The organism is Paenibacillus sp. FSL M7-1414 (assembly GCF_038003195.1).
GTDB classification, from domain to species: domain Bacteria; phylum Bacillota; class Bacilli; order Paenibacillales; family Paenibacillaceae; genus Paenibacillus; species Paenibacillus amylolyticus.
The window spans coordinates 5,813,029-5,834,461 of the sequence record NZ_JBBOOS010000001.1; the positions used below are offsets into that span (position 1 = coordinate 5,813,029).

At 47.5% G+C, this 21,433-nt stretch carries 21 protein-coding genes and 1 rRNA gene; 2 read left to right on the plus strand and 20 right to left on the minus strand.

Annotation, left to right across the window (positions count from 1 at the left end):
- Positions 1 to 227: 227 nt before the first annotated feature.
- Both MHH92_RS25525 and MHH92_RS25530 read right to left on the minus strand, forming a co-directional pair.
- Positions 228 to 1,780 (minus strand): 16S ribosomal RNA (locus tag MHH92_RS25525).
- 459 nt (positions 1,781 to 2,239) lie between these two features.
- On the minus strand, positions 2,240 to 3,118 hold the full coding sequence (locus MHH92_RS25530; RefSeq protein WP_036667991.1) for a nucleotidyltransferase-like protein: 879 nt from the start codon (positions 3,116 to 3,118) through the stop codon (positions 2,240 to 2,242).
- A gap of 122 nt (positions 3,119 to 3,240) precedes the next feature.
- Here MHH92_RS25530 and MHH92_RS25535 point away from each other — a divergent pair, with 122 nt between their 5' ends.
- Entirely contained in the window at positions 3,241 to 3,621 is a 381-nt protein-coding gene (locus MHH92_RS25535; protein ID WP_017692307.1) for a DUF2614 family zinc ribbon-containing protein, read from the plus strand.
- Positions 3,622 to 3,884: 263 nt separating this feature from the next.
- Here the strand turns inward: MHH92_RS25535 and MHH92_RS25540 are convergent, their stop codons facing one another.
- The 17 genes from MHH92_RS25540 to MHH92_RS25620 all read right to left on the minus strand — a co-directional run bounded on the left by MHH92_RS25540 (position 3,885) and on the right by MHH92_RS25620 (position 17,577).
- Positions 3,885 to 5,645, minus strand: coding sequence for a glycosyl hydrolase family 18 protein (locus MHH92_RS25540; protein WP_445744687.1), 1,761 nt, complete (start codon positions 5,643 to 5,645; stop codon positions 3,885 to 3,887).
- A gap of 110 nt (positions 5,646 to 5,755) precedes the next feature.
- Positions 5,756 to 6,178 (minus strand): peroxide-responsive transcriptional repressor PerR, encoded by a 423-nt coding sequence (gene perR / locus MHH92_RS25545; RefSeq protein WP_026081471.1) that lies wholly within the window; start codon positions 6,176 to 6,178, stop codon positions 5,756 to 5,758.
- Between the two features lie 188 nt (positions 6,179 to 6,366).
- Positions 6,367 to 7,755, minus strand: coding sequence for a DUF4097 family beta strand repeat-containing protein (locus MHH92_RS25550; protein WP_340907097.1), 1,389 nt, complete (start codon positions 7,753 to 7,755; stop codon positions 6,367 to 6,369).
- A 26-nt stretch (positions 7,756 to 7,781) separates the two neighbouring features.
- Complete coding sequence (locus MHH92_RS25555) at positions 7,782 to 8,375, minus strand: hypothetical protein (RefSeq protein ID WP_083684937.1); 594 nt, start codon at positions 8,373 to 8,375, stop codon at positions 7,782 to 7,784.
- A 146-nt stretch (positions 8,376 to 8,521) separates the two neighbouring features.
- Entirely contained in the window at positions 8,522 to 9,232 is a 711-nt protein-coding gene (locus MHH92_RS25560) for an MgtC/SapB family protein (protein ID WP_017692302.1), read from the minus strand.
- Between the two features lie 32 nt (positions 9,233 to 9,264).
- A complete protein-coding gene (locus MHH92_RS25565) occupies positions 9,265 to 9,729 on the minus strand; it encodes a GNAT family N-acetyltransferase (protein WP_253503236.1) in 465 nt (154 codons plus the stop codon).
- Between the two features lie 96 nt (positions 9,730 to 9,825).
- Positions 9,826 to 11,265, minus strand: a complete 1,440-nt coding sequence (gene gatB, locus MHH92_RS25570; RefSeq protein ID WP_340907098.1) for an Asp-tRNA(Asn)/Glu-tRNA(Gln) amidotransferase subunit GatB — start codon at positions 11,263 to 11,265, stop codon at positions 9,826 to 9,828.
- 26 nt (positions 11,266 to 11,291) lie between these two features.
- Positions 11,292 to 12,749: an Asp-tRNA(Asn)/Glu-tRNA(Gln) amidotransferase subunit GatA gene (gene gatA, locus MHH92_RS25575; protein ID WP_036667997.1), complete on the minus strand. Its 1,458-nt coding sequence runs from the start codon at positions 12,747 to 12,749 to the stop codon at positions 11,292 to 11,294.
- Between the two features lie 27 nt (positions 12,750 to 12,776).
- A complete protein-coding gene (gene gatC / locus MHH92_RS25580; RefSeq protein WP_036607033.1) occupies positions 12,777 to 13,064 on the minus strand; it encodes an Asp-tRNA(Asn)/Glu-tRNA(Gln) amidotransferase subunit GatC in 288 nt (95 codons plus the stop codon).
- Between the two features lie 205 nt (positions 13,065 to 13,269).
- Complete coding sequence (locus MHH92_RS25585; protein ID WP_024631336.1) at positions 13,270 to 13,653, minus strand: hypothetical protein; 384 nt, start codon at positions 13,651 to 13,653, stop codon at positions 13,270 to 13,272.
- 131 nt (positions 13,654 to 13,784) lie between these two features.
- Complete coding sequence (locus tag MHH92_RS25590) at positions 13,785 to 14,015, minus strand: sigmaY antisigma factor component (protein ID WP_340907099.1); 231 nt, start codon at positions 14,013 to 14,015, stop codon at positions 13,785 to 13,787.
- A complete protein-coding gene (locus MHH92_RS25595) occupies positions 14,008 to 14,343 on the minus strand; it encodes a YxlC family protein (RefSeq protein WP_076319630.1) in 336 nt (111 codons plus the stop codon). Before MHH92_RS25595 ends, MHH92_RS25590 begins: the two co-directional genes overlap by 8 nt.
- 2 nt (positions 14,344 to 14,345) lie before the next feature.
- Positions 14,346 to 14,876 (minus strand): RNA polymerase sigma factor SigY, encoded by a 531-nt coding sequence (gene sigY / locus MHH92_RS25600; RefSeq protein WP_076212623.1) that lies wholly within the window; start codon positions 14,874 to 14,876, stop codon positions 14,346 to 14,348.
- 101 nt (positions 14,877 to 14,977) lie between these two features.
- The gene (locus tag MHH92_RS25605) at positions 14,978 to 15,223 is read right to left on the minus strand and encodes a hypothetical protein (RefSeq protein WP_133120499.1); all 246 of its coding nucleotides are present in this window, start codon (positions 15,221 to 15,223) and stop codon (positions 14,978 to 14,980) included.
- 528 nt (positions 15,224 to 15,751) lie between these two features.
- Positions 15,752 to 16,384 carry an MBL fold metallo-hydrolase gene (locus MHH92_RS25610; RefSeq protein WP_036607016.1) on the minus strand — a complete coding sequence of 211 codons (633 nt, stop codon included), beginning with the start codon at positions 16,382 to 16,384 and terminating at the stop codon, positions 15,752 to 15,754.
- 6 nt (positions 16,385 to 16,390) lie between these two features.
- The gene (locus MHH92_RS25615; protein WP_036607014.1) at positions 16,391 to 16,960 is read right to left on the minus strand and encodes a thioredoxin family protein; all 570 of its coding nucleotides are present in this window, start codon (positions 16,958 to 16,960) and stop codon (positions 16,391 to 16,393) included.
- A gap of 2 nt (positions 16,961 to 16,962) precedes the next feature.
- Entirely contained in the window at positions 16,963 to 17,577 is a 615-nt protein-coding gene (locus MHH92_RS25620) for a DedA family protein (protein ID WP_036607012.1), read from the minus strand.
- A 160-nt stretch (positions 17,578 to 17,737) separates the two neighbouring features.
- Here MHH92_RS25620 and MHH92_RS25625 point away from each other — a divergent pair, with 160 nt between their 5' ends.
- A complete protein-coding gene (locus MHH92_RS25625) occupies positions 17,738 to 18,085 on the plus strand; it encodes a hypothetical protein (RefSeq protein ID WP_036607010.1) in 348 nt (115 codons plus the stop codon).
- A gap of 664 nt (positions 18,086 to 18,749) precedes the next feature.
- Here the strand turns inward: MHH92_RS25625 and MHH92_RS25630 are convergent.
- Positions 18,750 to 21,338, minus strand: coding sequence for an O-antigen ligase family protein (locus MHH92_RS25630; RefSeq protein WP_340907100.1), 2,589 nt, complete (start codon positions 21,336 to 21,338; stop codon positions 18,750 to 18,752).
- Positions 21,339 to 21,433: the final 95 nt, after the last annotated feature.

Genomic DNA, 21,433 nt, shown 5'->3' on the forward strand with positions numbered 1-21,433 from the left:
AAGCAATTTAACTACCTTTATACACTTGACTTGTTTGCACAAGATCAGCTTAAAGGAATGTTCTAATTCGCGTTTGTTTCGTTTCGATATCTAGTTTTCAAAGAACAAGCTCCATGCAAAAGCAAGCTGTTTGAGAGTTTGAGCTCTCAAAACTGAGCAACGAGTGAGTGTTTTGCAGCTAAGCTGCGTATTTGAATGTTTCCGTTGCAGGAAACGATTCTCCATAGAAAGGAGGTGATCCAGCCGCACCTTCCGATACGGCTACCTTGTTACGACTTCACCCCAATCATCTATCCCACCTTCGGCGGCTGGCTCCTTGCGGTTACCCCACCGACTTCGGGTGTTATAAACTCTCGTGGTGTGACGGGCGGTGTGTACAAGACCCGGGAACGTATTCACCGCGGCATGCTGATCCGCGATTACTAGCAATTCCGACTTCATGCAGGCGAGTTGCAGCCTGCAATCCGAACTGAGACCGGCTTTGTTGGGATTGGCTCCATCTCGCGATTTCGCAGCCCGTTGTACCGGCCATTGTAGTACGTGTGTAGCCCAGGTCATAAGGGGCATGATGATTTGACGTCATCCCCACCTTCCTCCGGTTTGTCACCGGCAGTCTATCTAGAGTGCCCACCCGAAGTGCTGGCAACTAAATATAAGGGTTGCGCTCGTTGCGGGACTTAACCCAACATCTCACGACACGAGCTGACGACAACCATGCACCACCTGTCTCCTCTGTCCCGAAGGAAAGATACATCTCTGCATCGATCAGAGGGATGTCAAGACCTGGTAAGGTTCTTCGCGTTGCTTCGAATTAAACCACATACTCCACTGCTTGTGCGGGTCCCCGTCAATTCCTTTGAGTTTCAGTCTTGCGACCGTACTCCCCAGGCGGAGTGCTTAATGTGTTAACTTCGGCACCAAGGGTATCGAAACCCCTAACACCTAGCACTCATCGTTTACGGCGTGGACTACCAGGGTATCTAATCCTGTTTGCTCCCCACGCTTTCGCGCCTCAGCGTCAGTTACAGCCCAGAGAGTCGCCTTCGCCACTGGTGTTCCTCCACATATCTACGCATTTCACCGCTACACGTGGAATTCCACTCTCCTCTTCTGCACTCAAGTCACCCAGTTTCCAGTGCGATCCGGGGTTGAGCCCCGGGATTAAACACCAGACTTAAATGACCGCCTGCGCGCGCTTTACGCCCAATAATTCCGGACAACGCTTGCCCCCTACGTATTACCGCGGCTGCTGGCACGTAGTTAGCCGGGGCTTTCTTCTCAGGTACCGTCACCTTGAGAGCAGTTACTCTCCCAAGCGTTCTTCCCTGGCAACAGAGCTTTACGATCCGAAAACCTTCATCACTCACGCGGCATTGCTCCGTCAGGCTTTCGCCCATTGCGGAAGATTCCCTACTGCTGCCTCCCGTAGGAGTCTGGGCCGTGTCTCAGTCCCAGTGTGGCCGATCACCCTCTCAGGTCGGCTACGCATCGTCGCCTTGGTGAGCCGTTACCTCACCAACTAGCTAATGCGCCGCAGGCCCATCCCCAAGTGACAGATTGCTCCGTCTTTCCAGTTTCCTTCAGGCGAAGAAAACAATTATTCGGTATTAGCTACCGTTTCCGGTAGTTGTCCCAAACTTGAGGGCAGGTTGCCTACGTGTTACTCACCCGTCCGCCGCTAAGTATCAAGGAAGCAAGCTTCCTATCAACTCCGCTCGACTTGCATGTATTAGGCATGCCGCCAGCGTTCGTCCTGAGCCAGGATCAAACTCTCCAATAAAGTATTGAAAAGAGCGATAAGCTCATTTTGAATCTGACGAGATTAAAAATCTCATTTGTGCTCCAGTCGATTCAAGCCAAGGCTTGTCTCAAACTTTTGCGTTCATTCTGCAAGCAGAATGTTTACTCACTCGTTGTTCAGTTTTCAAAGATCAAACACGATTTGTTTTACTTCTTTTTTCGTCTCAACCAAGTTTCGGCGGCGACTTAAATAATGTAACACATTTCGTTTGTTTTCGTCAAGAACTTTTTTTGATTTCTTTTTTTGAAGCTTTAGTTCTTCACTTTTCCTCTGAAGAATTTATCGTTTGTTGGCGATAATCTCGTTTGAGGAACGAAATATAATGTATCATATATCGTGAATGAGAGTCAACATCTTTTTATAAATTATTAAACAAACAAAAAAGGAAGGTTTCCCCTCCCTTATGTGATCAATATAATGTCAGGCCTCTGGAGAAGGTTATGCCTCAATCCAATACCGAATTTCCCGGCCCTCTCCTCCGATTGATGGCCATCCTGCCGATTCTTTTACAATAGAACGAAAGACCAGCTTACGTATTACCAAAGGCAGATCTTCTCGAACAAATCTTAACTGTGGATGATGAACAAGTTCATTCATGCTCCACGGCTCCTTGCGACTTCTTAACACACGCAGCAGCAGTTCTGAGCACTCACTCATTTTGGACATTACGGAAAACTCACAGGCAAGCAGGACAAGCTCTACTCGTTGCTCCAGCGTCTCCGAGCTTACGGTAAGCTCTTGATAAAGTTTCCATAAAGCGCGATCCAGATTCTGCACATGTGTCCAGACGGCATGATCCGGGTATATCCCCTGTTCAATCAATACAATTCTTGCCCAGTTCCCCAGAGCCTCTAATACATTGTAGTAGGCGTCTACAACATGACCTTCCTGAATATGACGTTTGGCCTCCACATACATTCTCAAGAAACTGGTGAATTCATGAAGCAGCTTCTGCTCACGCAATTCTGCCCCAAAGGTAGACAGTTCTTCTCGCAAATCACTTAAGGCGCTGTCCGCTTCCCAGATAATCTCACCTTCAATCAGACACTGGGTGAGATTATTATGATTCCCGGTTACTACACTACTCTTTAATTCATGACGGCTCGCATAGATCATCTGATAACGAAGATCACCATATCTGTAATGTCCGACCGTCGACTTCAATTGATCATCATTATGAACAACAAGTACTAATAATTCGAAATCTTGAATTAGGGAGCCGTGGAATCGCTCTCCCGGGTGGGAATAAGCGATAGCCCCAACTGCCCCTGTCTCTTCCGACTGTTCGGACAAAAAAGCAAGGTTCTTTAATTCCACGATTCCCTCCATACATTTCATGGCAGATAAGCGCCAAGTCAGTTATAATGTAATTCTACATCCAGACTGAAGTTTCCTTCTTTTCCAGGTCCAATACTACTCATACGATAGGAGCATTTTTCATGATTTTTAAATCAGCAAAAATTAATGCTTTTCGCACTTGGGGATTACTACTGACCATGCTAGGTATGGGCCTAATGATACTGGGAACAGCCGGGATTGTTTTCTGGGGACATGCAGGCAAGGTATTCGCAGCTGTAGGACTCGTCATCGGACTGATTGCCATGATGGCCAGTCTAGCCATTTATTTCTGGGCGGGTATGCTCTCCACCAGCGCAGTACAAGTCGACTGTCCGGAATGCGGGAAGTTAACCAAAATGCTTGGCAAAACGGATCGTTGTATGTTCTGTCATACCATCCTCACCCTGGACCCTAATAAAGCCAACATGACCAGTCAACAACTGAAAGCGCCTTCTACACAAGCTCCCCCCACCGATGGTTAGCACAAAATGGTCTCCAACCGTTAAATGTCTTTTACCTTAATTTCATTGAAGAACAAAAAAAGGCCCGGTATGTTTACCGGACCTTTTTGGACTTGGCTTATAAGTGAGCCCTTATTGCTGTTATCGATAGCTAAAATATGAAGTTAAGTTATAAGTTCTACGACCAATAAAACGCTAGACTGTACGTACGATGGTATCCAATGAGAAACTTTGAACTTAGTGAAAATAAATTGGAGCAAGCAGGCACTCTGAGTTCGAGTAAATTATTTCTGGTAACCGGCCTGCTTTAATACCTCCCATGCAGAAGCATTAGCAAAACTTCGATTCCATGCTGCTACTCCGCCCAGCTTCAGCGAAGCAATCAAATCCACACGCGCTTGAAGGGACACGGCATCTTCGATCCATATTTTCTTGGTAGCTCCGTCTTCCTTATATTCCACATAGTTTTGTCCACTTGCCTGATCCAGTTCAGGTTTGAGTTTCTTCTCTTGGATCAGCTCCACAATGGCATTCATGCCCACCGCTTTGGAAGACACTTTAACCTCACCCTGATCATTCGTCTCTTCCGTCCATATCCGGGTATAGAGCGGAACCGCCATGATCAACTTGTTAGAAGGGACTTCATCCTCCTCAAGTATGCGTCTCATGGAAGCCTCGGTCCAAGGCAGAGATGCTACCGAACCTGCCTTGGGACTGGCCGCCCAATGTTCATCATAAGCCATCACAATAACATAGTCTGCAAAAGAACCTAATGCACGGCGATCCAGAAAGGCAGACCACATCTCACTGTTTGATTTCGGTGTTACATCGATTGATAACATCAATCCATGTATACGAGCCATCGCCTTGATCTCGCGCACAAACTGCGTAATATTCGGCCCGTCATCGGTATACACGTTCTCAAAGTCGATGTTGATACCATCCAGTTGATACGTCTGTGCATACTCCAACATCTGCTCGATAATATGCGTGCGTGTCTCGTAAGAAGCTACAGCTTCTTTTGTAACGTCCGGGTCAAAACTGTTATCCATGAGTCCCCATACTTCCATACCCGAACGGTGAGCCCAGTTCACATAAGCTTGGTTTCCCTTGCTTTTCACAGTGCCTTGTCCATCCGTAATATGAAACCATGTGGGGCTGACCACATTCACACCGGGCATTTTACCGATAGAACCCACATCAGGCTGACGATTGTACACGGCTTCCCAAACCAGATTTACCGGTTTATTCTGCCACTTCTTCTCTGCTGCAGTCAGCGTATACTTGGGCAAGTCCACCTTCTTTTTCTCAGTGAGGACAATATAATCATTATCTACATATCCGGCATATCCATTATCGAGTTGAACAAAACTCTGTTTATCACCCGTCTGCCATACACGTACCCGTGCATCCTTTTCCATGTCGGCAATGATTGGTGAGGATTCTCCCCCACGTTTATATAACGGCACCGTCTTGTCCGCTTTGGATGATAACGTATCAATCTCTGCATACTGAATCATGTCTCCTCCACGCATCAGCAGCACAGCACCTGTTACTGAATCTTCCTGTACGGTTATGCCATATACTTCTTTCAAAGGTTTGAGCGGAATATAGGCTTCTCCGTCCTTAACCTCAGGCTTAACTGTCATAGGATAATCTTTGTGATTAAGTTCTGCTTGTGTGCTTCCATCTTTCATATGAAGGACTCGCTGAGGAGACGCAATAATGATATCTCCCGATTCTGATTCATAACGTATGCCTGCATCAATCGCTTCTTGCAGCACATCTACAGGCAACTTGAGTTGATCTCCTGTACCCAGAGCGTCTCCATCCATCAGTTGGCCATCTACAAAAATAGGCTGGCTTCTTCCTACCCAGTCGGGGTCTTCATGGGTCTGGTTCAACCATACATTTGTTATAAGCCAGTAAGCCCCCCCGGCGATCAGACAAGCCCCGAGAAAACCAAGCCAAAATGAACGTCGCTTCTGACGTGTATATCTGCTTTTTCTACCCAAACGTCTACCTCCGTTAATTATGCTGATCATAAGGATGTGCGCATAAGTTGTTATAAAAATGAGCATTTTGCATAAATGCTAAAAAAAAACGTGTAGAATCCATACTGAATTCTGCACGTTAATATTGTAATTCAACTCTCTTAATCCCTGCAACTTTTGCAAACACCATATACTTCCAATCGGTGACCGTGTACTTCGAATCCTGTACTAGACTCCGCCTGAAGCTCTACACTTTTGAGTGAAGGATAGCTGAAGTCTTCAATCTTGCCGCATTGATCACAGATAACATGATAATGATCCGTCACATTGGCATCGAAGCGACTTGAATTATCTCCGTATGTCAATTCCCGGACCATGCCAGCTTCCAGAAACATCTTCAAATTATTATATACCGTTGCCACGCTCATACTGGGAAATTGGGGTTCAAGGGCTCGGTAAATTTCATCGGCTGTCGGATGCCCCATGGATTCCATCAGATAGTTCAATATGGCATGACGCTGGGGTGTAATACGGACACCGGTCGTTTTCAGATGCTCCAACGCATGTTGGACACGTGTTGCCATAAAACCCACCGCCTTACCTTTCATTCTCTGGTGAAGAGTAAGTTACTGTCTCCTCGCTCAGAGTTGATTCCCGGCCATTAAGAACGACAATCCATCTTTCATGCCGTGTAATCTTGCCAGTGTACATTTATTGTACGGCGATTACAAGTTTATTGTCAACGCGGCAGTCAAGGAACCTCTGTAGAATCCTACTGGGAATTTGGTCCGTCCTCGGTAGTCTGTTCCAGATTCTCAGCCGTATCTTCAGAATCAGGTGTAACTGTTTCAGGCGTAGATACAGCCGGGTTGCTCTGAATGGTGAGATCACTGTTGCCTTCAATTTTCACCCTGTACTCGCCCTCACCGAGCTGGCCTTCTATGGTTTTATTCTGTACTTTGAACGGCAGATCCGTACTTAGATCTCCATAACTGCTGGAACCCGCAAGACTGTAGTCTCCACGATCAGGAAGTAATACGTTAATGGCTCCCACCGCACTGTACACATCCCAGTCCCCTCCGACTTTGGTAGATACGATGTTAATACTGCCATTAAGTGATTGGGCTTTGATTCCCAGATTGGCTCCATCCAGCGTAATATTGCCGTTGCGTGTCTCTGCGATGAATTCACCAACGGAGTCCGCAATACTGATACTTCCTACTTGTGTAGCAAGATCTACATCGCCGGAAATACCGCGAGCCTTCATATCTCCACGGTTACTGTCCAGATCGACATTACCTATGGCGTTGGCTACAATGACATCTCCGTTCAACGTTTTCCCGGAGATATCTCCAACAGCATTGGTAATCCGGATACGTCCGTTACCCGTTTCGGCCAGTATGGTACTAATGGCTTCCGGACGATTTAATAATATGGCTCCATTGGAAGTTCGAATATCCAGATTAAAACGACGATCATCCGGGATCGTTATGGTAAGATTCATACGCGGCTGCGTTTTTTCATTGTCTCCATACGTCTTGCCTGTAGCTTTGATATAAATCACTTTTGTACCATCGGCCTCTACAAAAGAGGCTGCTGCAACGGCCTTTGCCTGTACTTCCGTCGTCTGATCTACCCAGATCACCGTCCGTACTTCAATCTCATCCGTATCTCCGCGTTGTACCGAGATATCTCCGTTGACACCTTCAACCACCAGGTCTGACGTATCCATGCGAACAGGTACACGAATCGTGCCCTTATCCTCCATATATCCTGCCGCTTGACTGTAGTCCATGGATGCCGCTCCGAGATTTAGACTCACTCTATTCCATAAGTGCATGTAATGATCCTGCTCGGTGACGATAAATACGGAAGCTGCCAAAATCAGTGAGGTTAGAATGCCTTTGGCATCGGGTCTGAAACGTACTTTGATTTGCTCATCAGGATTGCTCGGGTTATCCGATTGCACCTTTTTTCTTCTGCGTGTCCACAGGAACAGCACAATATATTCAACACCCAAAACAACGAGCAAAAATGGCCACCAGTCCACCATCTCATATACATAGTCCGTTCCCCACCGTTTATCCAAAATCAACAGCACACCGACCGCTATGATTAAGGCGGCAGCCGTATAGCGGCCAACCCGGACTTTACGGTTCATCACGTTCCCTCCTTGTATCGTTTCCACTACATTTTTTTCTTGTTCAACATCACCCAGAACTCACGACCAAACAGAAGCAAACCGCCTACGATCATGAGAACCGCAAATGAATATCCGCCGTACATGGCGAGAAGCTCTTGAAACCAACGTGGTTTGCGGAAAAACAGTACCATCAAAGACCCTCCCACAATCAGAAGTAATCCAAACGATATGCCTCTCTCCCAGACCATCATTGCATCTCGTGTAGAACGTTCATTGGATATCGGCTTGTCCGAAGTTGCCTGGGTTACGGCTCTACGTCTGCGCATCATGACCCAATCCGCAGATTGCAACACATCATATACATTGTAAAAGTAAATAACCGGAATACACAAAGCCAGTAAGATGAGCAATGGCACATTAATCTGTATACCAATAGATGAGAAGTACAACACTGCTGACAGATCAAGCAAAACAAGCAGCATAAAGGTCAAACCCCTCATGTACAATCTCAGATAAATATGACCCAGGCCAGGAATAATGGCACTCAGTAATCCCGCAATAAACTTGTGAGTCCGATTTCTGACCGGTTTGGTCTGAACTGTACGAGTATTTTGGTTCAATTGACGTCTCCGTTTCATAACATACTCCTCTCTTCTGATCTGACCTTCCGCTCTTCATGCATTTGGTTAGATAGTACCCTAAAGAGCAAGGAGAGTAACTGGAAGAAATATGGATATGACCAAAAACCCTCCGGCACTACTGGCCTGGGGAGGGTTGTAATTCATTATTCGATCGACACCTTGGTAACGTGTTCCCATTGTCTTAACTTGGATACCAAGCCTACCGTTTGGAAATCATGCGGTACCTGAACATGTAACACAATCTCAATTTTACGTTCAACTGACACCATCTCTGCATAAGCCAAGTCTTGTTCATTCACGGTAATTTTACGAATTTTGATCTTCTCCTGCTCCATACATGAAGACAGTTGTTCGAGAAAACCGGGTTCTGACAAGGTATGAAGTGTAACAACATGCAGTTTGTTCCCTCGTAGATACCTTAGCTCTAATTTGTTAAATACCCAGAGATTAAGCAATACCAGAACGGTGGATACGATAGAGGCAAAAAAGAATCCCGCACCTGCTGCGAGCCCAATGGCTGCAACAACCCAGATTGAAGCAGCTGTAGTCAGTCCGGTAATGGATTTTCCCGTGAAGAGAATTGTCCCTGCTCCCAGGAATCCGACACCAGTAATTACAGCAGTAGCCAGACGCGCTGGATCGATCCTTACGTTTAATTCATTAGCAAAATCTTTAAAGCCATAAACAGACAACATCATAATCAGTGCAGAGCCAAGACAAACCAGGATATGGGTACGCAAACCGGCAGCATGATTGGACCGTTCCCGCTCCAGGCCTACGAGCCCTCCAAGCAGCATAGCCAGCAATAATCGTAATAAAATGTGCCACTCATCAATGAACCAGGGATCGCCCAAAGTCGGTATTCCTCCTCAAGTTGTTAATATTATTAAAGTTTATTCTTGTGAAAAGTCGTTAATTCCACTCCAGGTGCAATCTGTGTGACTTCCACAGGCGTAAAACCAAATTTGGTGTACAGATTCACTGCGGGTTGATTCAGCGTTCCTGTGGAGACGATATAACGCGGAAGATCCGCATGCTGTTCCAACACATACGTCATCAAAGATGCCGCAATTCCCTTGCGAAAGTGATCCGGGTGCACCATCATTCGTGTAATGGTCAGTGTATTCTCCTCTTCCTCCGCTATAGCGACAGCCCCGATAAGCTCTCCGTCATCATGGATACAACCATAAAAACTCTCTCCACAATCCCGAAGTGTCTCCATCGTATCCATCAAAGGAGGAATCTCCTGAAATCCGATGATTTCGGCTTCCAATCGATAGGCCACATGTTGTAGTCTCCATAACTGTCCCAACGTCTCCAGATCACTCAGTGACAATGGTTGAATGTTCATATCCGTTCCCCCGTCCAAAATACATTTGTATCTATCAATACCAAAAAGAGGCTGTCACAGGGACGAGCCTCTTTCTGTCCGGCCTCACCGGAAGGATTAGCGGTTCAGTACATCTGCAAGCAGTTGGTTGGCTAGAGCGGGATTCGCCTTGCCTTTACTTTCTTTCATAACCTGACCAACAAGGAAGCCAATGGCTTTTTGTTTACCAGCTTTATAGTCTTCCACAGATTGAGGATTATTCGCTACAACTTGCTCAACGATGGCAAGAATGGCGCCTTCATCACTAATCTGCACAAGACCCTTCTCTTCAACGATCTGCTGTGGAAGCTTGCCGCTCTCCAGCATTTCCTTGAATACCGTTTTGGCGATTTTGCTGTTAATGGTGCCCTTCTCCAGCAGTCCGATCATTTCACCCAAACCTTGACCTGTCAGTGGAACTTGAGTCACTTCAAGGTTGCTCGTATTCAGGTAACCCAGCAAGTCGCCCATGATCCAGTTGGATACGGACTTCGCATCCTGAGTGTATTTCAGACTATCTTCAAAAAGATCTGCCACAGCTTTGGAGGAGGTAATAACCTCTGCATCATAACTAGGCAATCCATAATCAGCCGTGTAACGCGCCTTGCGCTCGTCTGGAAGCTCCGGTATGGTAGCTCTGATCCGCTCTTTCCAGGCTTGGTCGATATGCAGCTTCACGAGATCAGGGTCTGGGAAATAACGGTAGTCATGCGCTTGTTCCTTGCCACGCATCGACAGTGTTTTCCCTTGAGCTTCGTCCCAGCGACGCGTCTCCTGAACCACTTCACCGCCATCATCCAGAATCTCAGCCTGACGATATTGTTCATATTCCAGACCACGCTGAACACCACGGAAGGAGTTCATGTTTTTCAGCTCGGCTCTCGTTCCCAGCTTCTCCTGTCCATGTGGACGCAAACTGATGTTGGCGTCACAACGAAGTGATCCTTCCTCCATCTTCACGTCCGACACATCACAGTACTGCATGATCGCACGCATTTTTTCAAGATACGCACGTGCCTCTTCCGGAGAAGAAATCTCAGGTTCGGATACAATCTCAACGAGTGGAGTACCGACACGGTTAAAGTCCACCAAAGAAGCGTATCCGCCATCAATATGTGTAAGCTTCCCTGCATCTTCCTCCAAGTGAAGACGCGTGATGCCGATTCGTTTCGTTTCACCATTTACTTCAATATCAATCCAGCCGTTCTCACCAATCGGTTGATCGAATTGCGAGATCTGGTAGGCCTTTGGTGAATCGGGGTAAAAGTAGTTTTTACGGTCAAACTTGCTGACATCAGCAATCGTACAATTCAGGGCCATCGCTGCCTTCATGGCATAGTCTACCGCCTGACGATTCAATACAGGCAGTACACCCGGATGTCCGAGACAGACCGGGCAGGTATGCGTATTCGGCGGAGCTCCAAAAGCTGTGGAGCAGCCACAGAAAATTTTGGAGTTTGTATGCAACTCCACGTGGACTTCAAGTCCAACGACCGTTTCATATTTAGATGCGGACATTTCTATATTCCTCCGTTCCGGGCAGTCTACAGCTGCGGACGCTGCTTGTGGAATTCTGTATTTTGTTCAAACGCATGCGCTACACGCAATACGGTTGTTTCATCAAAGGCTTTACCGATAATCTGCAGGCCAACAGGCAATCCATCCGAGAATCCACATGGAATGCTAACAGCAGGTACACCAGCAAGGTTAACCGGAATAGTCAAAATATCGTTCAGATACATCGTAAGTGGATCATCCACCTGTGAACCCAGTTTGAACGCCGTAGTTGGCGCAGTTGGTCCGATAATCACATCATATTTGGCAAATACATTGTCGAAATCCTGTTTGATCAATGTACGTACCTTCTGTGCTTTCAGATAATAGGCATCATAGTAACCCGAGCTGAGTGCATACGTTCCGAGCATGATACGTCGTTTCACTTCCGGACCAAAACCTTGACTGCGGGACTGATGGTACAGATCCAGCAAGTTATCCGGATTGTCAGCACGCACGCCATAACGTACACCATCAAATCGAGCCAGGTTGGAAGAAGCCTCTGAAGATGCCAGCAGGTAATACGTAGCCACCGCATATTCGGTATGCGGAAGGGATACTTCTTCCCATGTTGCCCCGAGCCCTTCAAGAACTTTCAATGCAGACAAAACTGTCTCTTTCACTTGTGGATCTACGCCTTCACCGATGTATTCTTTCGGAACGGCAATGCGAAGCCCTTTAACATCACCTGTCAGTCCACTCAAATAATCTGGGATCTCTACTTTTGCAGATGTCGAATCTTTGGCGTCATAACCAGCAATGGCCTGCAATACATAAGCAGAATCTTCAACATTTTTCGTCAAAGGACCAATCTGATCCAGGGATGATGCAAATGCTACCAATCCAAAGCGGGAAACAAGTCCATACGTTGGCTTCAATCCAACAACACCGCAATACGAAGCAGGCTGTCTGATGGAGCCACCTGTATCTGATCCAAGCGTGAAGTACGCTTCTCCCGCAGCCACAGCTGCTGCAGAACCACCGCTGGAACCTCCTGGAACACGATCAAGTGCCCATGGATTACGTACAGGGGAGAAACTTGAATTCTCATTGGAGCCGCCCATGGCGAATTCGTCCATGTTGAGTTTACCAATAGTTACGGTGTCCGCAGCTTTCAATTTCTCGACAACTGTCGCGTCATACACCGGGTCGAAATTACGAAGGAATTGGCTACCACACGTCGTGCGCAGTCCGTTCGTAACGATGTTATCCTTAATGCCTACAGGCAGACCAAAAAGCAAACCTTTCTCCTCGCCACTAACCAGACGGTCATCCAGTTGACGTGCACGAGCGCGTGCTTGTTCTTCATCCAGTGCCAAATATGCCTTAACTTTATCGTCATGCGCGCCAATGTTCTGATACGCCTGATCCACCAAATCGCTGACCGACAGCTCTTTGGCATGCAGCTTGTTATGTAACTCAGGCAACGATTGTTCAAATAAACTCACAGTTTTTGTCCTCCTTCCGGTTATCCGTTATTCCATTACTGCAGGCACTTTAAACTGCCCGTCTTCTTCTTCCGGTGCATTGCGCATCACCTGTTCAATCGACAGGCTTTCTTTGGTCTCATCTTCACGCATAACATTGCTTACGTGCAGAACGTGAGTGGTGGGCTCGATGTCTTCCGTATCCAGCTCATTCAGCTTTTCTGCATATTTTAAAATCGCGTTCAGCTGACCTGTCAGGGTCTGTTCTTCTTCAGCAGTCAAGTTGAGCCGGGCCAGCTTGGCCACATGCTGAACGTCATTATTCGAAATACTCATTAGCGGATGCCTCCTTCATTCGTTCTGATTCCCGAAACGATCTGAAACGAATCGCTCGTTTAACGGGCTAAAGTCTCAAGATAACTTTTTTCATTATAGGTGAGATAGTTCGACAATTCAATGCAAATGACCTGACAGGCTTCCGGGAAGCTAAAATCAAACTTATAAAATAAAAAAGAGCCGGCATCAGCCGACTCTTAAAATTCTAAATCCATGCACGCAGATTAACCTGCTTTATAAAATCCGCCTGTGACATAACATCGTTCGCGGTTTCCTCTTCCTCTTCCACAGCTTGAAAATCTCCGTTCATCAGATGATGAAACAGCTTCTCATTGTGTGTCGCAAGGGCGTAATCTATCAACGCTTCTCGCTCGACCCGCTCAGCTTCCTGCTTCAGCAGAACCTCTTCCAGATCGACGTCGCCGGATGGAACAAAAAAGTTCCGGTTTACCTGCGGCACTCGAAGCACGTAATCGAACGCATTGTCCGGATTCCGGTCATAAGCGATGATGAAACCATATTCCCCCACAGGAAGATTCTGCTCAAACGCATCCGCGACGATGACAACCTTCTCTCCTAATCGCAGCATCGTCTAACCTCCTGGTAGTCTATCATTAATATTTATTTGTATAGTCTACTAGAAAAGAATAACGATGTCTAGGAATACTAGAATTAAACAACATATTTGTGCAAAATCTTTTTTCCATTTTTAAAATGATGTTATTTCCGATTACGTGCACCTGGCTTGCGCTGTGATCGAATCACGACAAACCAATATATTATGAGCGGCGTGGGAAATCCTGTGATGCCCCATAATCCCCATAACCAAGGGAAACGTCCACGTCTGCGTGCGTCCTGAAAAATCCATGTGCCCTGAACCAGAAGAAAAATGCCAAGCAATGTAAGCCACAGTGGAGAAATCTCATCCAATGAATAATGCATTTTATTCATGATGAACCTCCTTCCGGCGCCGTCCGGCCCAGATTACAACCAAAATCACCGCAACAGCTGTACCAAGAGCCTGAATTCCCAGATATAGAGCTGGAGCAGATACGAAAAATAATGCACTAAAGGTAATGGCAAGCAATCCAACCAACCAAAAACATATCATCTCAATCCAATTGGCTCGACGTCTAATCTGTCTCCGTTCCCTGACTTGGGCTTCAAGTGCACCCAAAGAAGGAATACTTGTCGGCTCAAATGCATCATCCAGCACTTTCATGTGTTGCTGCAATCGTTCTACAACTTCTTGTTCTTGTGCATCATCTGATCTGCTCATCCTTATTCCAGCTCCTTTCTTAACTGACGGAGACCATAAGCTGTGCGTGACTTCACCGTTCCCGCAGGAATACCCAGCATTTCCCCGATCTCGTCATATCCGTATCCATAATAATGCTTCAGTAACACTGCAACACGATGTTCGGGTGTCAGTCTTGTCATCGCATCCATAACATCTGTCCATTCTTCATTTCGAGTCTCAAGCTGCCAGCGGAATCGACGTACAGCCTGATCCCGGATGAGAGCAAGCCAGTTCTGTTCTCTCTTCTTACGTCTTGTCTTATCGATATAGATGCGAGTCGCAATGGTAATCATCCATGATGAAAAGGCAGACGTGCCATCATATCGATGGATATTTTCCATACAACGAATCATCGTATCCTGCACCGTCTCTTCTGCGAGGTTAGCGTCCATCGTCACTTTGACAAGATACTTATACACAAACGTGTAGTGACGTTGCAACAACGCTGCGAGTGCGCTATCGTCTCCCGATACTGCTCTGCGTACCTCTTCCAGCTCAGCTGCCTTTATCATGAAATCACCTGCTTCCCGTTCAATCTGGAGTTAATACGACAGGCTCTGCAAAAACGTTCAATGAAATCAAAAAAAATTAAACCCGACAATTTCCCGGGCAATCAGACTTGATTCCGGTAATCTTGCAGCTTGTCGAACCACGGTTGGTTGCGGGCTCCGTTTCTTAAAACACGGCTTGTCCATATATTCTGCTGAGACTTCATCACTTCATTGGTCACGCTGGGGTTATGTATTAAAGCTCGCTCAGTACCTGTTTCTCTTTTCCCACTTTCCAATATGCGACGATTTTCTTCAATGATCGGATACTCGACACGCTGATTCAACGGAATAACTCTTGTTTTCTCCACTTTGATATCCCCCACTCTCATGATCTATATAAGTTGAACTAAAGATTATTTACACTGACACTACGATGACAGAATAACCCTCCAATCGCTGTTATCCCCAGATTTTTTGATTCCCTTTTTTTAAAGGGAAAATCCGGGGATAAAGGCGAACGCTTCGCTTTTTCAGGTTTTTTCTGTCCTCTCCGTTATCCTGTAAATAATTGGTTCAACTTATATACTATTTAAAATTTATTATTTCTAAATCAATCTGTACTTGCTGCTAACTTGCTATTGGTCTAAAACTGGCTTGTGATGAAGCGCATCTTGCATCTCTATGTAGCGTAATAAAGGCTGATTTTGCGATAAAAAGGGGCTGAAAACAAAAAAAGAACGCAAACCGGGTATAGACCACAGTCTGCGTGCTTCGCGAGGTTGGGTGTTTCTTGGTAATGCTTCAGTTAGATGATGCCTTAACGCTTGTAACAACTAATTGCTATTCTAATGAAAAAGTTGTCACTTGTCCAGACTTTCTTCACATATCATGTCGGATTATCTTGCGGACACGTAAGGATTGTTCTGCTTCTCATAACCAATGGTCGTTTTGGGACCATGACCTGGATATACTTTCACTTCATCAGCAAAGGTGTAAAGCTTGTTCTGGATTGAATCAATCAGATCCCTTTCACGCCCTCCTGTCAGGTCCGTTCTGCCCACACCCATGCGGAACAGCACATCACCGGCAAACAGGTCGTTATCACAAAGCAAACTTACACTGCCTGGGGAATGTCCAGGTGTATGGAACACTTTAAACGTATGCCCAATCAGATTCAGCTTCTGCCCTTCGTCCATGGCATATTCAGCAGGATCTGTCGAAAGCGGGGGTGTCGCCTGCGGCCAATTCAAAGATCCATTTAATTTCGGGGTGGTGAGCCAGTCACTCTCCAAGTCATGAAGATAAACGGGACAGCCCTTCAATTTACGGATCTCATCTACCCCGCCCATATGATCAAAGTGAGCATGAGTGAGGAGAATGGCTTCAATCTCCAAGTCTTGGATCGCCTTAAGCAGCGGCCCTGGGTTCATGCCTGGATCGATAATAACGGCTTTGCCCGGATCATCTCCTTGTAGAAGATACGCATTGGTCTGAAGCGGGCCTAGTGTAAACGTACGAATGTTAAGCATATCGGCTTAGTAACCCGAAATCAGTTCACGCAGCTCACGGATAATGGCTGCATGTGACTCCGTTCCTTCCCCATAACGTTTACCAATCTCTTGACGCGCTACAGCCAAATTTTCTTGATAATCTGCTGCTTCACGATCCGGATTAAGGCGTTTGAATTCAATCATGACTTCCTGTACATGCTGCGGACGAGGTCCCCATTGACCCAACACATGACCACCTGTATCTGCAAAAATAACGACTGGCACAGAGCGGCCACCCATCGTCAGGAACTCATCCATCACTTCCGGATGGTTCTCCATGATCAGAACTTCTGTTGGGATTCCTGAGATTTCAAGCGCCTGGAACACAACCGGAATATTACGGACAACATCCCCACACCAGTCAGCAGCCAGAATTAACACACGCAGATCATCGCGATGGTTCAGGCTCTCAAAGAACTCACGATCCTCTTCGTTCGACCAAGTAAAGCTATCATAGTTGGCCTGGAATTCACTTTGGTTCTTGGTCATACTCTCGATAAATTCTTTCGGTGGCAGACCTTTACCGAATTTGTGAGACAAGTTGGGTTTACCCATGACTAGACACTTCCTTTCTTTTTACGAACATTCATCCATTTAATAAGTACATAAACGATCATAAGGGCGAGAGCGACAAGCAAAATAGGCATAACATATGGTGCCGCTTTCTCATCAATATGCTTCCATTGATCTCCAAGAATCATCCCTAAATATATAAACAATGCAGTCCAAGGTATAACAGCGAGTGTAGTAAGCAAGATGAATTTGCCTGTGTGCATTTTCGTGATGCCAGCCGGGATGGAGATTGCATGTCTTACCACCGGAACAAAACGAGCCGTGAAAATGACACCTGTACCATACTTGCGGAACCACTCCTCGGAATGGTCGATGTGTTTTTTCTGGATGAGTATGTATTTACCGTAGCGTTCAAGTACAGGTCTGCCGCCATAACGGCCAATCCAGTAAATAAATAACTGGGCAATCACACCGCCCACCGTACCAAAAATCATAGCACCGAAGAAGTTGATATTACCTTGTGAAACGAGAAAACCTCCATACGCCAGCACAATTTCGCTTGGGATAACTTCCAACATTAATCCAAGCATGATTCCAAAGTACCCAAGACTTTGAATCCAATCGAACAATTGGCCAACAAGGTTATGAATAAAGTCCATCTCAACCCTCTTTCTCCATCCTGATTGGCGGTGCCCCTCCGCACCATGGATGTTCGTCCCTATTTTATCACAGGGCTGTGGACGTTGCTACTTCACGAGGTTGGGATAGTGTCCCGTTCGCAGCAGTCCGCATATGGTATGGGGAGAGGAGCGTGAGAAGATGTCACACAAGTCAATACCCGGTTCTCCGCCGGTCAAACATACGCAATCCGGTCAAAACCTTCCTTCCGCCAGAGGAATTCGCAGAGCATGCAGCAAGGAATTGTACCGGACAGCCAAAAGGCTAAAAGTATATGTCTCTCCCGAACGGATGAAACAGGCGGAAGAATATTATTACGGTAAGGTGATCACAAATCTGCTCTGGATTGGGGAGAATCGCGACAACCGCAAGAAATTATGTGAGTGGTGGAACAAGGATGTCAGTGCAGAGATCGCCGCGATGTGGGAAGTAGACGTTGAACCATTAAAAGATGCGTTTCAGCACGCATTTGGCGGTTATCGTCTGTAGATTATGGAGGAATGAGGCAGATAGCTGTGTCTTCAAACCTACTGAAAGACGCAGCAAAGCTGAAGCGAATCTTAAGCGAATCTGAACATGTTAGGAACGGGTGAGGGCACGGGCACTGTGTCCTTAACGTGTGATGTTAATGCCCCTTCACGTACGAGCAAGCGATAGAGACAACATAAATGCGAATTGCTCACTTATGATGTAAAGCTTCGCTCTGGGCGGAGTTCAAGGTCGTCCTCTGGCTTGCGGATCGAGCAGAGCATGGAGCCGACCACCACGGGGAGCATGAACATAAGCTGGGATTATATTTTCATGCTCATGCTCAAGCCCATACTCATAACTCAAGCCCAAGCCCATGAGCGGTAACGAATCTGAGTCGTCTTATTCAAGGATGAAGCACTCTTAGAAATCTAAGGAATCTGAGACACGTTATATCGGAATTTTTGGACTTTTATAGGGTTTTTGTTAGGGAATTTCCGGAAATAACGTGTCTGATGTTCCTTACAATTTAAAAGGAGGAGCTAAAGGCCAAATAAGACGTCCTGTGTTCCTTAGAAAAGCGCATACCCATCCGCGAGGAGCAGCCAGCTTGGACTCCAAGACTTTTTAAACGCTGACATCCATCATCATATAGCTTGGGTAAACGTCAAGATCCAGCAGTGATTCAAGGTCTCCGCTTGGTCAACTCTGGAGTAAACGGAGGAGAAGAAGCCGAAGCAAGCCTGCGCAGGTTCTCTCCATAGCCTGGAGCATGTTCTTCCAGTACAAAACGACGATCATTGCGAACGTTTCCTGCTTCCACTTCCTCCGTCAGCAGTCGATACCGTTCATACATCTGGACACCAGCGGCGGCAGTCTGTCGGGCTCGATCCGTGAATCCTGCCTCCCATTCCCGCCGCGCTGCCTGCTCCATCCAATACAAAGCCGTGGATTGGCCAATGCCATCATACCGATTCAATACGATCGCTTGTTCAAAATATTCTCCAGCTTGCTGTCCTTCGCCGAATTGTGCTGCCAATCGTCCCAGTTCAATGTAAATCTGAGGGTGCATCGGGGAATGGGACAGGCTGTTTAAAAGGAATGATTCTGCTTCTCGTCCCGGAAGAGATCGTGCAAGGGATATCACGATATCCGGTCGATTCGGGTTAGACTGAAGGGCAGCCATAAGATGCACCTTCTGTGCTGGAGTGCCATCCGGTTCAGACATCGCCTGACGGTACTGCACTTCTGCTACGGCATATCGGGAGGTCAGCCAGACTGTTCCACCAATCCAGAAAAGGATGATCATCACTGTGGATACCCTTATTAGCCGAGCAGTTACTCGCTGAAAAATATGAAAGAAGGAACGCAACGGCACAGCTGATGGGTGGGATTGGGTTGGTAAATATCGCAAGAAAAGAGATCTGGATTTAGATCTCAATTTAGATCCCGATTTGGATCTGATAGGAGTGTATTTCACAGTTACGCCGTATCGCTGGACCCCCACTGTTTCCGTCTTCAATGCAGTTGCCCAAGCACCGAGCCAGATGAAGAGCATCCAAAATAATGTGAAGCTCCAGTCAAAGTCCATCGCCCCATGCAGGCCAAAAATAAGCACAGAAGGCATGAGCTGCGGTGCAAAATGAAAGATGCTTCGCAGGGTGAGGAGAAACCACCCTGCGACAAGCAGGATGCCGATCATGCCCGTGTCCAGGGCGAGATCGAGCAGGCCGTTGTGAACCTCGCCTCCAACATAAGGCGAGGATTGAATGGCGCGAAACATGTTGCGCCATGTATCTCCACCGTGGCCGAGCCATGCGGCCTCGGTCCGCAGCTGGAGGGCGTCCCGCCACATCTCTAGGCGGGACACCCCAGTGCCGACACCCGCCGCGAGGCGATCGGCGGTGGAGGCCACGGCCATCAGTGCGGCGGCGGCTCCCGCCAGCACGATGGCCGTCAGGGCAGCGGCGCGCGGAGCCTTGGCGGCGCCGCTGTGCCATAGACGGCACAGCAGCAGCGTGCCGAGCAGCGCAGCTGCCCATGCCCCGGCCAGTGCCAGCAGGCCGGGCACGGGTGCAGGCGCGAGCTGGGCAGCAGCCAGCTGGCGGTACAGCCAGGCCGCGCACGCCAGTGGCGCGGCCATGGCCAGCAGCAGCGGCAGGCGGGCACCGCGCCGCTGCAAAGCAAAGGCGGCGACCGCGGCGCAGCCGGTCGCCAGCCAAGCGCCGCGCGACTCGCTCAGCAGGAGCGCGGCTTGCGCAGGCATGAGCGGCAGCACTGCCGCGATGAGTCGCCCGGCCGGCACAGGCCGGGCTATGACTCGCGCGGCGGCTGTCAGCCGCTCCAATGCGTACATGCCAACAACGGCACCGTACGCATTCGGGTACTGCAATAATCCGCCGAGCCTTGCTCCGGCGGAACTGATCTCGGGGTCAGCAGTCCGCATCACCCCGAAGGGCAGCGGCAATATCCCGCACACGGCAAAGATGCCGCTTAGCACAAGCAAGCCGCCTGCCATCTGCCAACCGCAGGCTAACCAACGCGCACCATTCGTGCGCGCAGCCAGTATTGCGGTGAGCAGAGTAAACATCCCAAGCAGGCTCCACCGCAGCATCTCATCCATGCTGCCCTGTTTACTCACCGAGCCTGCCCATGCATGTAGCCCAAAACATGTCATCATCCCCAGCGGCCATAATACCCGCCACATTCCTGGAAATCGAAAAATTTTCTCAACGATTCGTTCGAGTCTCCCTCGACCCTGTCCCAATGACATGGGTATTCGTTCACTCGCCTTCTGTGGACGAATACCTACAAGGAAAAGAAAAAACAGGATCAATATGCTTCCTCCTGCGATCAAAAGGACAGGGTACAGATCAGCCGAATAGTACAGTCCCCGACTCAGACATCCTGCAAGCAGCAAGACAATGGAGAGTATGCCTACCCCAACAGTCCAACCCCATCCTGAATAACGTTTACACCTCAAACTTTGAGAAAAATTCCCTGACGCATCGGTCTGAATAGCTCCATTTGAATTATTTTTATCCTCTTTTTTATCATCTTTTTTATACGTATCACGTTTGTTGTATGTATCTTCCCTATTATATGTACTGTATTTACTTCCCCTATTGTCCCCATTACATAAGTCCCTGTTATCTACAGATTCTGTACCCTCTGCATGGCGAGACCCATCAAACGCCTGTTCCACCATTACCTCGTTCGCCGCATACCCTCGTCTATCCCTCACAACTCCCTTATCCATTGTCCTATTCTTCATCTCTACCCTCCTTCCACCGCTCCCCACGCATAACAAAAAGACAGAAGATCCCGATAACGGGTCCTTCTGTCTGATATACATCTGACAGTTATGAT

Bases quoted from the DNA above. Each gene is read 5' to 3' on its own strand.
- MHH92_RS25535 (WP_017692307.1), top strand. From the start codon at position 3,241: ATGATTTTTAAATCAGCAAAAATTAATGCTTTTCGCACTTGGGGATTA.
- MHH92_RS25540 (WP_445744687.1), bottom strand. From the start codon at position 5,645: ATGATCAGCATAATTAACGGAGGTAGACGTTTGGGTAGAAAAAGCAGA.
- perR (WP_026081471.1), bottom strand. From the start codon at position 6,178: ATGGCAACACGTGTCCAACATGCGTTGGAGCATCTGAAAACGACCGGT.
- MHH92_RS25550 (WP_340907097.1), bottom strand. From the start codon at position 7,755: ATGAACCGTAAAGTCCGGGTTGGCCGCTATACGGCTGCCGCCTTAATC.
- MHH92_RS25555 (WP_083684937.1), bottom strand. From the start codon at position 8,375: ATGAAACGGAGACGTCAATTGAACCAAAATACTCGTACAGTTCAGACC.
- MHH92_RS25565 (WP_253503236.1), bottom strand. From the start codon at position 9,729: ATGAACATTCAACCATTGTCACTGAGTGATCTGGAGACGTTGGGACAG.
- gatB (WP_340907098.1), bottom strand. From the start codon at position 11,265: ATGTCCGCATCTAAATATGAAACGGTCGTTGGACTTGAAGTCCACGTG.
- gatC (WP_036607033.1), bottom strand. From the start codon at position 13,064: ATGAGTATTTCGAATAATGACGTTCAGCATGTGGCCAAGCTGGCCCGG.
- MHH92_RS25585 (WP_024631336.1), bottom strand. From the start codon at position 13,653: ATGCTGCGATTAGGAGAGAAGGTTGTCATCGTCGCGGATGCGTTTGAG.
- MHH92_RS25590 (WP_340907099.1), bottom strand. From the start codon at position 14,015: ATGAATAAAATGCATTATTCATTGGATGAGATTTCTCCACTGTGGCTT.
- MHH92_RS25595 (WP_076319630.1), bottom strand. From the start codon at position 14,343: ATGAGCAGATCAGATGATGCACAAGAACAAGAAGTTGTAGAACGATTG.
- sigY (WP_076212623.1), bottom strand. From the start codon at position 14,876: ATGATAAAGGCAGCTGAGCTGGAAGAGGTACGCAGAGCAGTATCGGGA.
- MHH92_RS25610 (WP_036607016.1), bottom strand. From the start codon at position 16,384: ATGCTTAACATTCGTACGTTTACACTAGGCCCGCTTCAGACCAATGCG.
- MHH92_RS25615 (WP_036607014.1), bottom strand. From the start codon at position 16,960: ATGGGTAAACCCAACTTGTCTCACAAATTCGGTAAAGGTCTGCCACCG.
- MHH92_RS25620 (WP_036607012.1), bottom strand. From the start codon at position 17,577: ATGGACTTTATTCATAACCTTGTTGGCCAATTGTTCGATTGGATTCAA.
- MHH92_RS25625 (WP_036607010.1), top strand. From the start codon at position 17,738: ATGTCACACAAGTCAATACCCGGTTCTCCGCCGGTCAAACATACGCAA.
- MHH92_RS25630 (WP_340907100.1), bottom strand. From the start codon at position 21,338: ATGAAGAATAGGACAATGGATAAGGGAGTTGTGAGGGATAGACGAGGG.